Source organism: Leptolyngbya sp. FACHB-261 (assembly GCF_014696065.1).
Taxonomy (GTDB): Bacteria; Cyanobacteriota; Cyanobacteriia; order FACHB-261; family FACHB-261; genus FACHB-261.
The window spans coordinates 381476-399115 of record NZ_JACJPL010000015.1 but is presented as its reverse complement, the minus strand read 5'-3'; the positions used below and the strand labels follow the sequence as shown (position 1 = coordinate 399115).

At 50.4% G+C, this 17640-nt stretch carries 20 protein-coding genes; 11 read left to right on the top strand and 9 right to left on the bottom strand.

Going from position 1 to position 17640, the window contains the following annotated elements:
• Positions 1-126: 126 nt before the first annotated feature.
• From H6F94_RS08030 to H6F94_RS08010, 6 genes are all read left to right on the top strand, one after another.
• Positions 127-273, top strand: a complete 147-nt coding sequence (locus H6F94_RS08030) for a hypothetical protein (protein ID WP_190801690.1) — start codon at positions 127-129, stop codon at positions 271-273.
• 72 nt (positions 274-345) lie between these two features.
• The gene (locus H6F94_RS08025; RefSeq protein WP_190801689.1) at positions 346-702 is read left to right on the top strand and encodes a hypothetical protein; all 357 of its coding nucleotides are present in this window, start codon (positions 346-348) and stop codon (positions 700-702) included.
• Between the two features lie 133 nt (positions 703-835).
• Entirely contained in the window at positions 836-1075 is a 240-nt protein-coding gene (locus tag H6F94_RS08020) for a hypothetical protein (RefSeq protein ID WP_190801688.1), read from the top strand.
• Between the two features lie 140 nt (positions 1076-1215).
• Entirely contained in the window at positions 1216-1344 is a 129-nt protein-coding gene (locus H6F94_RS32875) for a hypothetical protein (RefSeq protein WP_277878021.1), read from the top strand.
• A 454-nt stretch (positions 1345-1798) separates the two neighbouring features.
• A complete protein-coding gene (locus H6F94_RS08015) occupies positions 1799-2692 on the top strand; it encodes a glycosyltransferase (protein ID WP_190801687.1) in 894 nt (297 codons plus the stop codon).
• A complete protein-coding gene (locus H6F94_RS08010) occupies positions 2689-2832 on the top strand; it encodes a hypothetical protein (protein ID WP_190801686.1) in 144 nt (47 codons plus the stop codon). The genes H6F94_RS08015 and H6F94_RS08010 overlap by 4 nt, the downstream gene beginning before the upstream one ends.
• 743 nt (positions 2833-3575) lie before the next feature.
• Here H6F94_RS08010 and H6F94_RS08005 read toward each other — a convergent pair.
• Positions 3576-4511, bottom strand: coding sequence for a DMT family transporter (locus H6F94_RS08005; protein WP_190801685.1), 936 nt, complete (start codon positions 4509-4511; stop codon positions 3576-3578).
• Positions 4512-5339: 828 nt separating this feature from the next.
• Here H6F94_RS08005 and H6F94_RS08000 point away from each other — a divergent pair.
• Both H6F94_RS08000 and H6F94_RS07995 read left to right on the top strand, forming a co-directional pair.
• Complete coding sequence (locus tag H6F94_RS08000) at positions 5340-6566, top strand: glycosyltransferase family 4 protein (RefSeq protein WP_190801684.1); 1227 nt, start codon at positions 5340-5342, stop codon at positions 6564-6566.
• 251 nt (positions 6567-6817) lie between these two features.
• Positions 6818-7552: a peptidylprolyl isomerase gene (locus H6F94_RS07995; protein WP_190801683.1), complete on the top strand. Its 735-nt coding sequence runs from the start codon at positions 6818-6820 to the stop codon at positions 7550-7552.
• Between the two features lie 34 nt (positions 7553-7586).
• Here the strand turns inward: H6F94_RS07995 and H6F94_RS07990 are convergent, their stop codons facing one another.
• Entirely contained in the window at positions 7587-7904 is a 318-nt protein-coding gene (locus tag H6F94_RS07990) for a hypothetical protein (RefSeq protein WP_190801682.1), read from the bottom strand.
• Between the two features lie 573 nt (positions 7905-8477).
• On the opposite strand from H6F94_RS07990, the gene H6F94_RS07985 reads away from it, so the two are divergent.
• From H6F94_RS07985 to H6F94_RS07975, 3 genes are all read left to right on the top strand, one after another.
• Complete coding sequence (locus tag H6F94_RS07985; RefSeq protein ID WP_190801681.1) at positions 8478-8696, top strand: hypothetical protein; 219 nt, start codon at positions 8478-8480, stop codon at positions 8694-8696.
• 387 nt (positions 8697-9083) lie between these two features.
• Positions 9084-10145 carry a hypothetical protein gene (locus H6F94_RS07980; RefSeq protein WP_190801680.1) on the top strand — a complete coding sequence of 354 codons (1062 nt, stop codon included), beginning with the start codon at positions 9084-9086 and terminating at the stop codon, positions 10143-10145.
• A gap of 99 nt (positions 10146-10244) precedes the next feature.
• Positions 10245-10538, top strand: coding sequence for a hypothetical protein (locus H6F94_RS07975; RefSeq protein ID WP_190801679.1), 294 nt, complete (start codon positions 10245-10247; stop codon positions 10536-10538).
• A gap of 18 nt (positions 10539-10556) precedes the next feature.
• On the opposite strand, the gene H6F94_RS07970 is transcribed toward H6F94_RS07975, so the two are convergent.
• The 7 genes from H6F94_RS07970 to H6F94_RS07940 all read right to left on the bottom strand — a co-directional run bounded on the left by H6F94_RS07970 (position 10557) and on the right by H6F94_RS07940 (position 17516).
• Positions 10557-11438 carry an alpha/beta fold hydrolase gene (locus H6F94_RS07970; RefSeq protein WP_190801678.1) on the bottom strand — a complete coding sequence of 294 codons (882 nt, stop codon included), beginning with the start codon at positions 11436-11438 and terminating at the stop codon, positions 10557-10559.
• A 61-nt stretch (positions 11439-11499) separates the two neighbouring features.
• A complete protein-coding gene (locus H6F94_RS07965; protein WP_190801677.1) occupies positions 11500-12405 on the bottom strand; it encodes an alpha/beta fold hydrolase in 906 nt (301 codons plus the stop codon).
• Between the two features lie 96 nt (positions 12406-12501).
• On the bottom strand, positions 12502-13446 hold the full coding sequence (gene pip, locus H6F94_RS07960; protein ID WP_199320265.1) for a prolyl aminopeptidase: 945 nt from the start codon (positions 13444-13446) through the stop codon (positions 12502-12504).
• A gap of 33 nt (positions 13447-13479) precedes the next feature.
• The gene (locus H6F94_RS07955) at positions 13480-13869 is read right to left on the bottom strand and encodes a RidA family protein (protein WP_190801675.1); all 390 of its coding nucleotides are present in this window, start codon (positions 13867-13869) and stop codon (positions 13480-13482) included.
• Positions 13870-13879: 10 nt separating this feature from the next.
• On the bottom strand, positions 13880-15082 hold the full coding sequence (locus H6F94_RS07950) for an amino acid ABC transporter permease (RefSeq protein WP_190801674.1): 1203 nt from the start codon (positions 15080-15082) through the stop codon (positions 13880-13882).
• Between the two features lie 3 nt (positions 15083-15085).
• Positions 15086-16252, bottom strand: coding sequence for an amino acid ABC transporter permease (locus H6F94_RS07945; RefSeq protein ID WP_190801673.1), 1167 nt, complete (start codon positions 16250-16252; stop codon positions 15086-15088).
• A 184-nt stretch (positions 16253-16436) separates the two neighbouring features.
• Positions 16437-17516 (bottom strand): amino acid ABC transporter substrate-binding protein, encoded by a 1080-nt coding sequence (locus tag H6F94_RS07940; RefSeq protein WP_199320264.1) that lies wholly within the window; start codon positions 17514-17516, stop codon positions 16437-16439.
• Between the last annotated feature and the right edge of the window lie 124 nt (positions 17517-17640).

The following is a 17640-nucleotide window of genomic DNA, read 5'->3' as shown; positions in this document are numbered from 1 at the left end:
GCCTGCACCAAAAACCCGAAGATTAACTTGAAGCAACCGCTCAACGAGCAGATGTTTTCACTTTCTAAATCTGAAAGGTGCATGGCTCTGTGGCCAATTTATTAAGTTCCGACTCGGAGTTAAACCATGCGTCCTTCAGCAGTTCAAACCCTTCAAATTCAAACTGATAACCTAACCTTGCTCCAGCAACAGTTCAAGAAACCTGGTCTGGTTGCTAAGTGGATTCTGGTCGATGGCCAATTAGTTTGCAAATGGCTTCTGATTGAAGACTAACAACTTTCTGAGCTTGGTTCCCAAGCAGAATTAAGGCTAATTCACTTACTAAACCGTTCTAGGGAAAACACAATGATAGTCTACAACTATGCTGGTGTTCCCAGTAACTTACTCCACTACACGGATGTTGATTCTCTTTATAAGCAGAGCCTTATGGGTGCTGTAGTTAGCCAGCGATTGCTAAAATCTAGCCCTAGCCTCGAATCAAGGTCAGCCTTCATTCAGAAAATATTTGAGGTATGGCAGGACCTTGCCTATGAAGCGATTGGTACCGGCACCGCGTGGGGATATGCAATTCTGTTCACTGACATCGCTCGAACATTGGGCATTTCTGAGCACAGGCTCAGCAAACAACTAACTCGGCTAGAAGTCTGTGGACTAAAACTAACATCTGGTGGTGCCGCTCTAACCTTTCAGCAATCCGTTTGACAATATTAAAGCTACAGAACCTAGTTCACCGGCTTTGAGCTAGAAGTTCAAGCCTCTGGGACAGCCCTCTATCTAAATCCCTCTGGACACCTCATTGTAAAAAATCTCAATCTAAAGCCATTCTAAGGTCATCATGATCATTCATCGTAGAGCCTGCAACCACCTTATCCGGCTAATTGCCATACTGGAAATCTTCGTCAGCCTTTCCCTGTTGAAACAAGCAGAGCTAACAACTCCCCTAGCTGAACCAGTTTTACAGGAAACTAAATTGGCTGGGGCTGATGGGCAGGAGAATCAAGCCAATCAGACTCGAAACGCCAAGCTAGCTCGCAAGGGGTTACAGGGCAGAGCTTATTCTTACACCGCTTACTAAAATGAAATCTACTAATAAGTTTATTTTTCGGTCATACCTAAGCACCGTATGGCAATCCTTCCTAACCAAGCTTGCGCGTACATTTGAACTGCAAATTTGTCAGAGTTCCAATAGTACGGGTGATACCTGGTGGGACATCTATGACCCGGTATCAGGCCGCTCTGCTCGCCTTGATTGTGAAATGGAAGTTAGGCGCTGGATCGACCATCATCACTACGGTGCATAGCTACTGGACCGTTGATGCTAAGACTAATAGAGCTGGACTCTAGACTCTTTCTAGTTGGGTTCAGCCTCACGCGTTCCCAAGACCAGAGTTCCAAACTCAGACCTGTTTCGGAGCAACACAGCTCTATTTTGCTTGGTAAAAGTTCGTCTAGTAAAAACAACTTCAAAAACAACTTCAGTCTCTGACTTGTCTATATTTCTAGGAGATCCGGAACTTCGTGCTATTCCGCCAGTTGTTCGATTCGGAGTCTTGTACCTATACTTACCTGGCCGCTGATTTGGCAACCAAAGCGGCTGTTCTGGTAGACCCGGTTCTGGAACAGATTGAGCGTGACCGCCAGCTCCTTCAGGAATTAGACCTTACTCTCCGCTGTTGTTTATAAACTCATATCCACGCTGATCATGTGACTAGCACGAGTCACTTGCGAGCAGCAACCGGATGCTTGGTGACCGTTCCGGCTGAGGCTAGGGTCACTGGCTCGGACCGATGTATTACGGATGGAGCCAATTTTTGTCGATGGTCGGCAACCGCAAATTCGTCAAGGGATCTGGTCGGTTGCAGATATTTTTATCTCCCTGGCTGACAACATTCAGGAAACTTTCGGCCTGACACCTGTTGAAGCAATGGCGGCTGGTTTGCCGGTGGTGGTCGCAGGTTGGGATGGTTACCAGGATACGGTGCGCCACGAGGTTGATGGCTTCCGGATTCCCACCCTAATGCCACCGGCTGGTTGTGGTTTGGATCTGGCTGTCGGTTACCACGATGACAGCCTGAATTACAGTACCTATGTCGGTCACGCCAGCATGATGACTGCTGTGGATATTGATGCTTGTGCTCAGGCTTTAGCAACTCTGTTTACCCAACCGGAACTGCGTCAGCGTTTAGGAGCTAATGGTCGTCAACGGGCCCGTGAAGTTTATGACTGGCGAGTGGTGATTGCGGCCTACGAAAACTTCTGGCAAGAGCTAGCCGAACTGCGAGCCGCCGCCTCTTCTACGGCCCCGTGCGCTCCAGGTATGCCGGCCAATCCTCTCTGCGATGACCCCTGCCAACTGCTAGCCCATTATCCCACTCAGAGCTTAAAGCCAGCGCAGGTTTTGCACTTAGGGGCGATGGCAACGCCGGAGAAGTTGCAGCTGCTGCGTACAACCTGGATGACCAATTTCGGCTCTAGCAAGCGCTCCTCCAATGCCGTTATTGATCAAGTGTTGACTGCCATTACTAATTTGGGCTCTCTAACCGTAGAGGAGATTCTACAGCGTTATGGCGGCACAGAGCCTGCCAGTCAAACTTCTCTGTATCGCACGTTGGGCTATTTGTTGAAGTTTGATGTTCTGTGTGTGAAGAGCAATCTTGAATGTCAACTTTCTGAAAAGGAGTACCTCTCATGAAAACCAAGTGGATGATTTATAAAGAACTAGAATTAATTCCCGATTCAGTGCCAGAACCTCAATCTGCACGCCGGAGCTTTACCGTATGGCTCAGTGAAATCTGGCAGCTTTCGTTTACTCGTCCAGCCCAAATGCGATGAACCACAGATTAAGGGATTAGTAGACCGGGTCGGTCAGTTTTGGTGGAATGCTCACGATCCAATCACAGAACAGACTAATTATTTAGAAACCGAGACTAAAGTCTTTCTCTGGTTGGATCAACTTTCCTCGCGCTAGTTTTTGTTTCTGCCTAGGAAACACAAGCTGTTTAGAAGACGATTAGATTGTTAAATCATGTCTCTCTAAAAACCTTAAATTCTGTTCACCCTGAAGGGATTACCTCTGATGAAAACTAAGTGGACAATCTACAAAGAGTTAGAACTGATTCCTAATTCAGTTCCGGAGCCTCAAGTCGCTCAATTAAAGCTACCATTGTGGCTCAGCAATGTTGGTCGAACTCTGACTGGAGCTTTGAGAAGAAGGCCCACGCCTCATATCTGGCAGAGTTCGGGTTCTAAGAAAAAGTCCCAATGGTACGTCTATGATCCGGCGACTGGACGAACTACTACTCTAGAATCTGAGGCAGAAGTTTTTTGCTGGTTGGAGCACCTTTCTGCTCGTTAAACCTACACTTATTTCTATGGACAACCCGCGTTACAAAACTCCGATATAGCCTCAACCTAGAGCAACTTTAAAACCTTAAATCTCTTGACGAATTGGATGTTTCGTAGGGAGCAAAAAAGTTGCAGAACTGAAATGTCTGCTGGAGCAAGCCCAGTAAAAAGGGTAGAAAAGCGAACTACTGCCTTTCTACCCAGCTATTGATTGCCCTTACAAAAAGCAATTAGGCAGAATCTTGCTGCCCGCGCTGCCAACTCTCCAGGTACAGCAGTCCAATCGCACTCAGTAATAGGACAGATCCTAGTAGCCCAAGCGAGCCCAACTGCTCACCTAGCAACCAACTGGCAAGCAGCGTTGCCGTTAAGGGCTCTAGTAAGGCAGCAATGCTGGCAACCGTCGCTGTCGTATGGCAGATGCCACTGAAATACAGCAGGTAAGCCAAGGCTGTAGGTACCAGGCCCAAATACAGCAAGAGCGTCCAGCCAAGAGGCGAATACTGGATAACCAAGCCAGTGGTCGCCAGCGTGAAGAGCAGCAAAGTCGCTGCCCCTACACCGATGCTCACTGTCAGCGATTGCAGTGGATGATATCGCCCAGCCAAGGCCCGGCTAGTCAGGACGACCAGGGCGTAGGTCAGTCCTGAGCCGAGCGCGAGTAGTACCCCGAGGGCCGGATTCGCTTGTGCAGTCACGGCTTGAGGCTCGATTCCAACTAAGAGAGCTGTGCCGATAACTGCTAGGCCTGCCGTCAGAAGCACACCGCGCGATAACCGCTCATGTAGCAGGGCGGACGCAAGCAGGGCGACCCAGACGGGCGCAGTGCAGAGGGTAATCAGCGTTGCTGCCGCGACCCCAATCTGAGCAATCGCTGCAAAATAACAGGACTGGGAGAGCGCCATCATGATGCCGATTAGCAACATCAGCATTAGATGCCGCCGAGCTATCTGGAACATACTTCGGCCCAGGACGAGCCAGCAGACCAGGGCCAAGACGGGTACTGCAAGGGCCAACCGGAAAAAGGCAACCGACAGGGGATTAGCTGCACTCAACTGGTAAATTGCTTGGACAACCACCCCGACCGTGCCCCACAAAGTGGTAGCAAGCACGATCAACCGTAGGCCCAGACGCACTTGCGCCTGGACTTCAATTTGCGTTTTCATGAAAGCCTATCCTTGCCTCACAAAGTTAGCGGGTCATGCGAGCGTGAGGGCAGGATGGCTTAGTCCATGAGTTCAACTCAAAGCAGAGGTCCACTCAGAGACCTCAAAAACCTTCAATGATCCTGCCCTAGTGGAGATAGGCAGGAGGGGGCGAGACTGTATGGCAGGGCTTAAGTAACAACATCTTGCTCCAAGCGGATGGCTCCAAACGGATAGCGGAGCCTTTCCGTAAGATACAGCAATTAGAGGGAAAGGAATGCTGATAGACTCGGAGGCTTTTCTCCAGGTCTTCTTTGCATTTGCTTAAGCCTGCCTTGGCACTGAGCATTCATTCATAAGTTTGGCTGAAGTGTTTCGTGAATTCACGTAAGCGTTTCTTGGATTGGGACAAGCATTGCTTGAATTCGCTCAAGCGTTTGCTGGATCTGAACCGGTATTTCTTAGATCTACTCAAGCTAATTCTTGCAACAGCCTTCCCTCCAGGCCTCTCTTCGCTGGCTGCGCACTTGTGAGAAGAAGCTCAGTAGCTCTCCCCGCGCTTCTCAGTGAGTGAGCCTAGTAAGGGGCTGATAGCGCCTCGCTAGTTTGAGTAGGGTAGGGGCGCACAACATGCGTCCCTACTTTATAGTGTGAGCGTTTGCCACAGTGCTGGCTTAATAGTCGTTGCCTGTGTTTTTAGGGACGCTCCAAGTTTCTTCTTGGCTGACGTTGAACTTCTCTAGTTCTTCCCGATTAGTCTTTAATCTAAAAGATATTGAGCGAAGAGCCTGTATCTAAGCCACCGCAGGGCTCTAACAGGCTCCATCCTTTACCCCCTGGACGAGTCCCATGCGCATTCTCTTCTTGCACTCCAACTTTCCCGCCCAGTTCCGCCACATTGCGACGGCACTCGCCAAAGATCCCAACAATCAGGTTGTGTTTGGCACCACTCGGCGGGAAGGCAGCCTTCCTGGTGTTCACAAAGTGCTCTACCAGGAATCCCGTGCCGTGCACCCAGAGACTCACCACTATGTGCGTCCGCTTGAGGGGGCCGTTTTGCAGGGGCAGGCTGTGTATCGAATGGCGCAAAAATTGAAGGCTCAAGGCTTCGTCCCTGATGTTGTCTTTGGTCACTCCGGTTGGGGACCAACCTTATTTATTAAAGACATTTTTCCCCAAGCCAAACTGCTCTGCTATTTCGAGTGGTTCTATCACGCTCATGGCTCCGATGCTGATTTTGACCCCACCGATCCTTTAGATGCGGACAACGAAATCCGGATTCGAGTAAAGAATGCTCCGATTCTATTAGACCTGGTCAGTTGTGATGCAGGGTTGGCTCCTACTCAATGGCAGCGTCAGCAATTTCCTATCGAATTGCAGTCCAAAATCAAAGTGATGCATGACGGGGTTGATACCAGCTTCTTTCAGCCGAATCCAGGTGCAAAATTGGTACTGCCCTCGGTAGGTTTGGATTTGTCCCATGTCGAGGAAGTTGTCACTTATGCCACAAGGGGCATGGAACCTTATCGAGGCTTTCCTCAGTTTATGGAAGCAGCTGCTCTAACTCAGCAGCGCCGTCCTAACTGTCATGTTGTGGTAGTTGGTGATGACCGGGTTGCCTACGGTAAAGCCTTGCCAGATGGAAAGACTTATAAGCAGCTCATGCTGGAAAAACTGCCTCTGGATCTATCCCGCCTACACTTCACCGGCTCGCTACCCTACCAGCAGTATCTTCAAGTTCTGCAAGCTTCTTCGGCGCATATCTATCTCACCCGTCCGTTTGTGTTGTCCTGGTCAATGTTGGAGGCAATGGCAACAGGTTGTCTGGTGGTTGGCTCTAGCACTGCTCCAGTCCAAGAAGTCATTCAAGACGGTAAAAATGGCCTGTTGGTAGATTTCTTTTCGCCTCAAGCAATCGCTGAACGAGTAGACGAAGCGCTGGATCATCCCAATCGCATGGCCTCAGTGCGAGCGAAAGCCCGAAGAACAATTCAGACCCAGTACGATTTGGCTCGATTGCTGCCCCAGCATTTGCAGTGCCTGGGCGAAGGGTTTGGCAAGATGTGTCCCACTTAATTGTTTTCGCATCTGATCGGGATTTCCCAAATCACAAACTGCAGTCCGCTATTTCCTCAACATTGATGGCATTAAAAGAGAAAGCAAAAGTGACACACATCCAGGCGGATTGATCTTGAAGCTTGGTTCTAATTCACGCCTTCATGACGGATTACAGATAGCCTAACGCTTTGACAAAAGGTAAAAGACGTTGCTCTAATCGTAGAACAGCGCTTATCAGTGCTGGTAAAAAACAATTAAAAAGGAACACAATGACAACTCACTCAGCTCAAGCGGATAGCACAGCAGTTTGTCAACTTAATGACGACGCAATTGCTCCTGAAACATTGTTGCTACTCTGGGTCAAACATCAGATGCTTTCTCAACTGCGGCGCGAAGTTTTAATCGATCAGGCGATTGCGCCAATTGCTTGTACTCCCGAAGAAATTGCTAGTGCCTGTCAGCAGTTTTATGGTCACAAGCAATTGGCTTCAGAAGTAGAACAGCGGGCCTGGTTGGACCGTCATTCCCTAAATTCAGAGCAATTGCAAGATTTAGCAACCCGGCAACTCAGAATTGAGAAGTTTAAGCGAGTGACCTGGGGGCATACGCTGGAATCCTACTTTCTCAAGCGCAAAGATCAGTTCGACCGAGCTATCTACTCTCTAATCCGTAGCCAAAACTGGAATATTTCGCAAGAGCTTTACTTTCGGATTCAGGCCGGAGAGCAGATGTTTGCAGAATTGGCGCAAGAATTTTCTCAAGGACCTGAAGCTCAAACCGGTGGCTTTGTCGGTCCAGTGGATTTGGTCAGCCTTCATCCAACTCTGGCTCGGGTTCTTGCTACCAGCCAGCCAGGTCAACTCTGGTCACCCATGCGTTTAGGCGAATGGATTGTGGTGCGGCTAGAAAGGATGCTGTCAGCGAGCTTGGATGACTCGATGCGGCAACAGTTACTCAATGAGCTGTTTGAGAGCTGGTTGCAAGAGAAGATCGTCGCAGCGTAAGCAGCGCGTAAACACCAACTCCTTCTAAGAGGCGTTAGCAAGGACGCTCGACAAAGTAGGTTTCTACCTGAGGTTCGGAGTGCTCCACCGTCGGCTGATCCCACTTATCAGCCAGCTCAGCAACAAACGTCATCGCTTCTGCCTGATGCTCTAGAGTCAAGTCCTCAAAGTTTACGGTCTGCTGTGTTTCCTGCAGTTTTCCTTCAACCACATCCATCCATTGGATCGTGAACGTAACCCCCACTTGATCCAGTTTGGCTCGAAGTTGCTGTAGTTCTTCTGGCTCATTTCCCAAGCCATCTGGATAATAAACAGATTCTATGGGTTGGGGTGAACGAGAGATTGGGGCCATAATCTGATCTCAATTCGACTGCACGAAACTTAAAGAAACTGCCTGGGCAGAGGTGCAAATTCACCTAGGCACAAGGCTAACAATTAAGTTTGCTTACAGCATAGAACTTGTTATCGAGTTCGATGTCAATTATCTGCCGAGGTATTTCTCTTGATAGAGTTTCACCCTGATTTGACCGGCCTTCGCATTGCTGTTGCCTGGTTTAGCTTACCCACGCTATGCCTTAGCTATAGCTCATCAAGCCTGTGCGGTGAGCCGTATAGCGATGTGCTTTATGCGTAATCTATTCAAAGATCTGCCTGAAAACAGTAAACAGCAGGTCCTAGGTTAGATCAGGAATGTGTTACGAAAACTTTAGCTGACACTAAGGTATTGACAATTTCTTCTGTTTGTAGCTAGCCATAACTTTGCCTCCCACTAACCCTAAGGGATTACCCAATCGGGCGAAGTCATCGGGTTGAAGTAACCGTAATCTGTTATTGGTTGCCTCACCCCTGATGGGATGCCAGCGCTGTTAAAAGCCAGGGTTAGCGTCAGCCTGAAGTCCATCTGATTCCACACCTGTAACTTGATATGACTCCAATTCGTGAAATTGTGCAACAGGTTTTTGCCACTGGTTATCTAACAGTGGAAACAGAAGAACAGCTGCGGCTGCTTCTGAGAACCAGGTACGACTCCCGAGACTTGGAAGCTTTCATGGCATTGCAGCAGGCAGCGATGATGGGGCAAGTCAGGCAGCAGTCCCGTGAATTGTTGGGGGTAGCTAGGGAACTACAACCTAGCGCCCGATAAGAGCAAGAGAACCCGCTGGGTTGATTGGTCTGTGGAGATTTTCACTAGTATGCCCCTATCTGTCATGTGACGGCCTGTTGCGAGAGTGAGCCGCTCAGCATTGCCCTGTAGAAGCTGACTCAGGAACTGGTTTAAGCTCTGGGTCAGGAACTGGTTTAGGATCTGGGTCCGCTTGAGCCCAATGCTTGAGTAGGCTAGGAGTGTTCATCATTAAAAATTGTGGGGCCAGCAGGCTAAAAACTGCTGGTTTTTTGCATTGGGTTCAAGCTTTCTAAATACTTTCTGAGTGGCGTCCGGGAAGCACGACCACTTACGAGTAGCATCTGTTGTACAGACACCATTAACAATATGCAGAATCGGGCTGGCTCCCGGTAAGGTCAGAGGACGATGACGGTTTCAGGTAGGTCGCAACATCGTTTCCGACTCACGGCTACACTTCTGATCGGCAGTTTAGCCCTAGGCGGCTGTACCCCAGAAAAGGCTAGAGCGCTTCAAGGTGCAGTCGTTCAATTCAAGATTGAGTCCCTCGCTGCGATTGAGGATATTGAGGAGATGCATCGGCGTGAGCTAGCTCCGCCACCCCGTCCAGAATCGGAAGTTCGAGAGTCTTTCATCCGCAATGTCTTGAACTACAACGAGAGCCTGAACCCAGAGATTGTAGAACTGGCGCTCGATCCGGATGCCGTGGCTCTCAACCCACAGTCGCAGGCTCAATGGAATGCGTTTATGGACGACTTGCGAACGCAATACAGCACCTTTGCCGGCATCTTTGATGATTTGGAGAGTGGTAGTTTTGTCGCTGCGGAAGCTGTGAAAAGTTCAGCAGAACATGCGCAGATGCTAACTCTACAGATGGCCGCTTTTGCCGCCGCTCTCGACAAAAATCCGCCTATTTTAATTCAGTATCGCAGTGCAATTGTCACTGAGCTCGACGCTCTGCGTGAGCAATATCAAAAGAATCAGCGCCAGATTCGTCGAGCCAGAAGCCAGAACAACAGCGCAACTCTTGAGCGACTTCAAGCCAATAATCGTGAACTAGAGCAGCAAACGGGTGTCTTAATGGATCGTTGGAAGCAGGTTAAAGCAGATGAGCAGGAGTTGTTGCAAACCACGATGGCTCAATGCTTGAAAACTGCCACATTAGGTAAAGATCTGACGCAGTTGATCAATACTTACGAAACGCTGAACCTGAACGATATCAATTCAGCCGTTGCTGGAATTTTAAACACAGTAGCTGGCATCACAGGCCGGGATTACAACAGCCTCAGAGCGAGATCGGCAACTGTCCTCAATGCCATTCAAGAGAGCCCCGTTTGGAGCGGAGTTGCCAATACTGCCTTAAGCCGAGTCAGTGCAGTAGTCGCCAATCGCACGGCATTGGTCAGTGGCACAATTCCAGAGATAACTGTTCCACCCCCACCGGCACGCCGCCCGACCTCACGCTCCTAGTTCAGCGCTCTTAATCCAGTTTCTAATTGCTCGGTTTCTAATTGCTCGGTTCCTCAACAGTTTCTGCCCCACGTGTTCATTCTTTAGGAGTGATTGATCATGGATGACAATGATACGACCGTTCTGCAAGAGGCCTATGCAGCTGTTGCCCAGATAGACGTTCGATACAAAAAGGCAGACTTTAATCGCAAGGCCAAGCTTAAAACAGAGCGAGATGCGGCATTTAGTGCGCTCTCAGAAGTCCGCATCAAACTACTAGAAGAAGAAGAGCTCTGCTCTCCCCAGCAAGTGCAGGACATGAAAGCCATCCGTCAAGCAATTGAAAAGGCAGGTGATGCTCAATCATTGATGGTGGCTAGTGCTCGTCTAGTTAAGTTTTTAGCCCGTCTCTGAGCCCGTTCCTGAGTAAGCCTAGCGCTGCACAGAAGCAGGTAAAGCTGCGAGGAATTCCTGCATGTATTGAGTCACCAACTCAGGCTGCTCCTGTTGAACCCAGTGGCCGCAGTTGGGAATATAGCGGATGCGAAAATCACGCACGTAGGCTTCTGTGCCCTCGGTCAATTCTTTACCCAAAGCGACATCATTTTCGCCCCAAATCATCAGGGTAGGAACTTCTAAAACTGGCCAAGAGCGAGCGAGCAGACCTCTAGCAGCGCTGCGGTAGTAGTTCAACATAGCGGTCAGCGCGCCCCGCTTTGAGGCTGCATCTTTGTAAGCTTCAATGTCTGCCTGAGTAAAGGCGCTCTTGTTGATCGCACTTCCTCTAAAAGCAGTTTCGATAAATTGGTAGTCAGAAAGTTGAAGTAAGAACTCTGGAATCCAGGGCAATTGAAACAGAAAAATATATGAACTGCGTACCAATTGCTGAGGCAAGCGTAGGCCTTCAGCAAATTTGGCGGGGTGAGGCAAGTTCAGCACAATCAGACGCTCCACCATTTGGGGATGGGCATAGGCGAAGCTCCATGCAACTGCACCGCCCCAATCGTGTCCCACGAGAACACAGTGCTCGTAGCCTAGCCCGCGAATCACGCCTGCGACATCTTCGACCAACTCACTCATGCGATAGGCGTCGGTCCCCTTAGGCTTATCACTCTCGTTGTAGCCGCGTAGGTCAAGGGCAACGACTTTGTAGTTCTGAGCGAACTCAGGAATTTGATGTCGCCAGGAATACCAAAACTCTGGAAAACCATGCAGCATCAACATCAGGGGGCCTTCTCCCTGAGTTACGTAATGTAGCCGGATGCCATTGCTGGCAATGTAGCCGTGTTGCCAGGATCCTTCGAGCACAGCCATAGCTTTTCCCCTGATTGGCCGGGTTGGTTGTAGCGCCCTTTTCTGGCATTAACGCACAGGTTTAAGAACCGGATGTACTCCTGAAGGCAAGAATCTGTTCAGCTGTGAACTGTGGTTGTTCCAAGTGTGGGACGTGCCCACAATTTTTGACCCAGACCAACTTGCTGTGGGCAATCGCTTGCTGCAGACGGGAGGCATCGCCTGTGCCCAAAATCCGGTCCGAGTCGCCCCACAAAATCAGCGTGGGCTGGGTCAGTTGTGCCAACTTGTTGCCAAACGCCCGGTAGCCGCCGCTTTTGGTAAAGGCGATTAGGGCTTCGCGCCAACCCGGCATCTCTAAATGTAAGGCCGCACATAAAGCTGCATCGGCAGAGGCAAAGCTAGGGTCGTAGTAGGCCGTGCGGCTCACCTGGTCCCGTACCCTAGGACTGCGTAGAAACTCCGCTGCCCAGACATCCAGCGGCGGCACTAGGAAGCGACCCATCACTGGACCACTGCTGTAACCGGCGCTGCCGATCAGCACCAGATTTTGGACTACCTCTGGATAGCTGATAGCGAGATCGATGGCAGCGGCTCCGCCCATCGAGACCCCTACCAGGGTCACCGGTTGCCCAATCAGCGTTTGCCAAGCTTGGTAAAGATGGGTCTTGATCGCTGTGGGGCCAAAGGGAATACCTGCCAATCGCTCGGTGAAGCCGAATCCCAACAAGTCCAGGGCCCAGGTTTCAGCCTGAGTAGCTAGCAGGGGCAGCAGCCGACGGAACTCGAACACAGAGCTATCAAAGCCGTGTAATAGCAAAATTGGCGGCACCGGGGTTCCTGCCTTGCCCTGACGCACATAGCTTGTGGCAATTGGTTGGGGGCTGAGGGGCGTTGAGATCAGTTGCCGCTCAATGTTCTGAGCCAGGGCAATAGAGGTTGGTTCGATCAGAGCGTTGACCTGAGGCGGAAGGAAATCAGCAAACATAGTCCCTCAGTGTACCGTTGAGGGTTCCGCAAGCCGACTGGCTATTGACTCACTAACTGATTAACTGGCTAATTAGCCGGCTAATCAACCGATTGACTATAAATGAGCAAAGCGGTCGGTCGCCTCGATCAAGGCGTCCCGGATTCCAGGCTCCGTCATCGAATGACCAGCATCGGCAATAACCTTCAACTCTGCCTCCGGCCAAGCTCGATGTAGTTCCCAAGCCGAAATCATCGGGCAGACGATGTCGTAGCGGCCCTGCACAATTACCGCCGGAATTTGACGGATGCGATCGACATTTTCGATAAGCTGTTCTTCACGCTCAAAAAAGCCTTTGTTGACAAAATAGTGGCATTCAATGCGAGCAAAGGCGTCAGCAAATTGGCTCTGGCCAAATTTGTTCAATAGGCCAGGATCCTGGAGTAATTTACTAGTACTAGCCTCCCAAGCGGACCAAGCCCGAGCCGCTTCCAGTTGAATTTGAGGATCTGAACTAGTCAGGCGTTGGTAGTAGGCAGCAATTAAATCATGGCGCTCATTCACTGGAATTGGTTGGAGATAGCTCTCCCAGGCGTCTGGAAATAAATAGCTCGCGCCTTCTTGGTAAAACCACAACAATTCCTTCTGCCTGAGCATAAAAATGCCCCGCAAAATCAGTCCTTTGCAGCGCTCGGGATGAGTTTGACTGTAGGCCAGAGCTAAGGTACTGCCCCAACTGCCACCAAAGACAACCCACTGATCAATGCCCAACTGCTCCCGCAGTTTTTCAATATCAGCAACTAAATTCCAGGTGGTATTCTCGCGCAGTTCTGCATGGGGGGTGCTTTTGCCACAGCCGCGTTGATCGAAAATGACAAGGCGCCAGAGTTCAGGGTCGAAATAGCGCCGATGGAATGGGTCACTACCGCCTCCAGGCCCACCATGCAGAAACACAATCGGCTTGCCTAGCGGGTTGCCACACTGCTCGAAATAAAGCGTGTGCAGTTCGGAAACCTTCAGCTCGCCCGAATGGTACGGTTCAATCTTTGGGTAAAGTGGCATCACTGGTTCGCAAGCTGACTGCAAGGCACTGGTTCAACCGCCACAATAGACGACGAGGTCAATCTCGACGTCGCCTAAGCCAGCGAGACCAATCACGCCCACCGTGGTCCGACAGGGCAAGCGTCCTGCTGGAAAGTAGGAGGCATAGATCTCGTTGACCACCGGGTAGTCCCTGAAGTCGGTGATGAAAACCCGCGCCATCACTACCTTGTCAAAGCCTGCCTGAGTGTGGTCCAGAACCAGCTTCAGATTGTCCATCACCTGCTTGACTTGCTCAGGAATCGGACCGCGTTTGATTTCGCCTGTGGCTGGATCTTCTGCAAGTTGACCTGTGATGTAGAGAAAATCTCCCGCTCTAACCGCATGCGCATAGGGGGCAACTGGCGGTAGCGTGCCCTCTGGCAGAGTAATGTATTCCAGCATCTTGAATGAATTAACGGTCCCCCAAACCCAAGGATTTTTCTAACTGTTGGCTTGCATAGGAAATAGCAAAGCAGAAGATGGCGTAAATCACACCAACAAAAATTAGGCATTCCGCCTGTGTGCCCAGCCACTCGGGTTGTGCGAAGGCGGCTCTTCCCGCACCCAGCAAGTCGATTAGACCAATAATGAACACCAATGAGGTGTCTTTGAACATGGTCAAAAATGAACCGACCAGCGATGGGATTGAAGTGCGCAAGGCCTGAGGCAAGACTACCAAAAAGGTGATCTGGGCCGGGTTCAGCCCTAAAGCTCGGGCTGCTTCTGCCTGACCGGAGGGAATTGATTGCAAACCGCCGCGAATGTCCTCAGCCATGTAGACAGCGGTAAACAAAGTCAAGCCTACGGTTGCTCGGAAGACTAGGTCAATTCTGGCGCCTGCCAGGAAAAAGGGCAGCAGTAAGCTAGCTGCAAACAAAATCACGGTTAGCGGAATGCCCCGGATCAGCTCGATCGTGAAAGTGCAGACCAGCCTTACTACCGGCAGGGTAGCGTTGGAACGCCCCAAGGCCAGCAACACGCCCAAGGGAAATCCTAGGATTAAGGACCAGATCGTCAGCACAAAGGTGAGCAGGAGCCCCGACCATTGACGGGTGCTCACTAAGCGCATGCCCGTGATGCCGCCGCCCAATAGCAGAATTGCCATTACCGGCAAACTCAACAGCCAGGCCAACAGAACCCAGCGCTGCCAGTTGCTCCGCCGCCAGCCTAGGGCAATCCCCGCAATCATCGCAACTACGATGACGCCTAGGTAGAGTCGTGCCTGTCCCAAGGGCAGCAAAGTCAAAATGCCACAAAAAATCGCTACAGCGTAGGTGTATTTCAGCAGCAATCCCTGCCACACACCTGCACTCAATCCCATCAGTGCTAAAGCAATGCCCAGAACCAGCCAGACCCGAAACAGTTGCTCACCGGGATAGGTGCCGGTCATAAAGATCTTGAGGTTGGCCGGGATTACTGCCCACCTAGCAGCCCCAAACGCCCAGCTTAAAAAACCACTAATCACAGCAATCAGCAGGGCTGCTGAGATTAGGGTCAATGCAGTATTGAACCAGGAATTAAACAGATTTTCGTGTAGCCAGGCTTGCGGCGTCACCCGCTTAGTAGGTGGCCTGAGCAAGTCTTCAGAATCAGGCAGATAAGAACCAGTCGTCATCGCTTAACGCTCCACCAATTTGACTCGCTCGTTGAGCCAGTTCATCCCTAGGGAAACCAGCAAATTCAGGGCTAAGTAGGACAGCATGATCATGGTGAAGACTTCGACGGTTTTGCCCGACTGGTTCACAATGATGCTGCCTACACCAAACAAATCGGGATAGCCAACCGCTGTTGCCAAACTAGAGTTTTTGATCAGAGTTTGATACTGAGTATTCAGGGAAGGAATAATGCTGCGCAGGGCAATCGGCGCGATGACTAAGCGAAAGGCGTTCATTTCTGATAAGCCAATTGAACGCGCTGCCTCTCGTTGGCCCTTAGGTACAGCCTGGAAGCCGCCTCGCACGATTTCGGCAATATAAGTGCCGGTGTAAGCCACGAGCCCCAGCAGAATCCCTAGAAATTCGGCACTAATTTGGCCGCCGCCTTGCAGATTGAAGCCCACCATCTTGGGCACATCCAAAGCAAAAGGGTCACGACCTGAGAAGGCCCAGACGAGACCTGCGACCAGCAAAGCCCCCACTAGCGATATGACACCTGCCCATCTCTCGTTTAGGTCTGGTCGCCAGCGCTGCAAAAGTTTCCAACTGCCCCAACCAACCAGCACCATCAGGACTAGGGTGGGCAGTAGTATGACATCGGGTTGCGGGTAAGCTAAGCCCCGCTGGCTGAAGTAAGCCATATTGAATAACGAGAAGCCACTTTCTACTTGGGGTAAGCCCAGGAAAACGGCTTGATACCAATAAATAATGATCAGTAGAACCGGAATATTGCGGAAGATCTCGGTCAAGCCGGAGGCCAGTTGTCGAGCTAGCCAGTTACTGGAGAGACGAGCAACGCCCAGCGCAAAGCCCATGATGGTCGACAAGACAATGCTGACCACCGATACCCAAATGGTGTTAACTAGCCCCACAATAAACGCTTTGAAGTAGCTATCGGCGGGGGTATAGGGAATCCCTTCAGAGATCCCGAAGTTAGCTGAGTTTTTGAGAAAATCAAAGCCCAAGTCAAGGCCTGCTTTTGCCAAGCCGATGACCATATTGCGGTAGAGAATACTAAGCCCTACCGCGACTGCAACTAAAAAGAGGGCCTGTAGGACAATCCGGATTATGCGTTCGTCGCGCCAGAATGGAGGCCGAGTTTGATCGTGATGATCTCGAAGGGAAGTCATTGCGAATTTTCGCGCTAATAACAGGACTTGAGTTTTGTACTACAGAATTTGAGCTACAAAAACTGAAATAGGGGCTAGTTTATAGCCCCTAGCTATCGCCTAACCAACGTTGTACAAGGGCTAATTAACAGCCAGTGAATAGGCCATTAAACCGGTCGCTAAACGGCTCACTAAATGGGAAGATTTAGCGAAAAGGAATGGAGTACATCAACCCGCCTTTGGTGTACAAGTCATTTAAGCCCCGCTCTACACCTAGTGGCTTAAGGTGACGGTCGAAAATCTCGCCATAATTGCCCACACTAGCGATTACTTTAGCCGTCCAATCTGGAGCCAAACCCATCAATTGACCCAGGTTGCCCTCTCCTCCCAAGAAACGCTTAATGTCAGGATCTTGGGTGCTAGCAAAGGTGCTGACGTTCTGGCTGGTAATGCCCCTCTCTTCGGCATAGATTAGAGAGTCAATGGTCCAACGAACAATGTCGGCCCAAACAGGGTCAGATTGAGAAACTAGAGGCCCCAGAGGCTCCTTAGAGATCACCTGGTCGAGAATCGCGCTCTCGTTTGGTGCTTTCAGCGTGCTCTTACGCGAAATCAGGCTGCTTTGGTCACTAGTGACTACATCACAGCGTCCTTGGTCGTAGGCTGCGTAGGTAGCATCATCGTTGTCGAATACCACGGGTGTAAACTTCAAGTTTCTGGCCCGAAAGGCATCCGCCAAGTTCAATTCAGTGGTGGTTCCAGATAGGACACAAATGCTCGCCCCATCCATCTTTTCAATGCTGTCAATGTTTCGGGCCGTCTTCACCATGAAGCCCTGACCATCGTGGTAAGTCGTGGGTGCGAAAATGGCGCCCCACTCAAAATCCCGCGTCAGAGTCCAGGTTGTATTTCGGCTCATCATATCCACTTCGCCTGACTGGATTGCAGTCTGACGGTTAGCAGATTTTACCGGCACAAATTCAACTTTATCTGGCTCACCAAAGACAGCCGCCGAAACTGCTCTGCAAAAGTCAACGTCGAAGCCAGTGTACTTACCAGCTGCATCAACGTTGCCAAAGCCTGGCAATTGATCATTGACTCCGCAAATGAGTTGTCCCCGGCCCTGGATCGTAGATAGCAATGTGCTTCGTGCTGGGCCAGGTGTTCCACCTGCCTGGGGTGATCCAGTTGGGGTTGTTGATTCTGTGCTACAAGCAACTATTAATGAATTCAGCAGTAAAACAAGGCCGATACCTGTAACCCACGCTAGCAGCGTGGAGCGCATTTTCGAAAGTCTGCTAAACATCCTACCTAGCTTCACAATGTTCATCGCCACACTTTAAACTCTCACACCACTCCAGGTGTCAATATGACACCGCTATAATCCCGATAGTGTAACGTCATATACG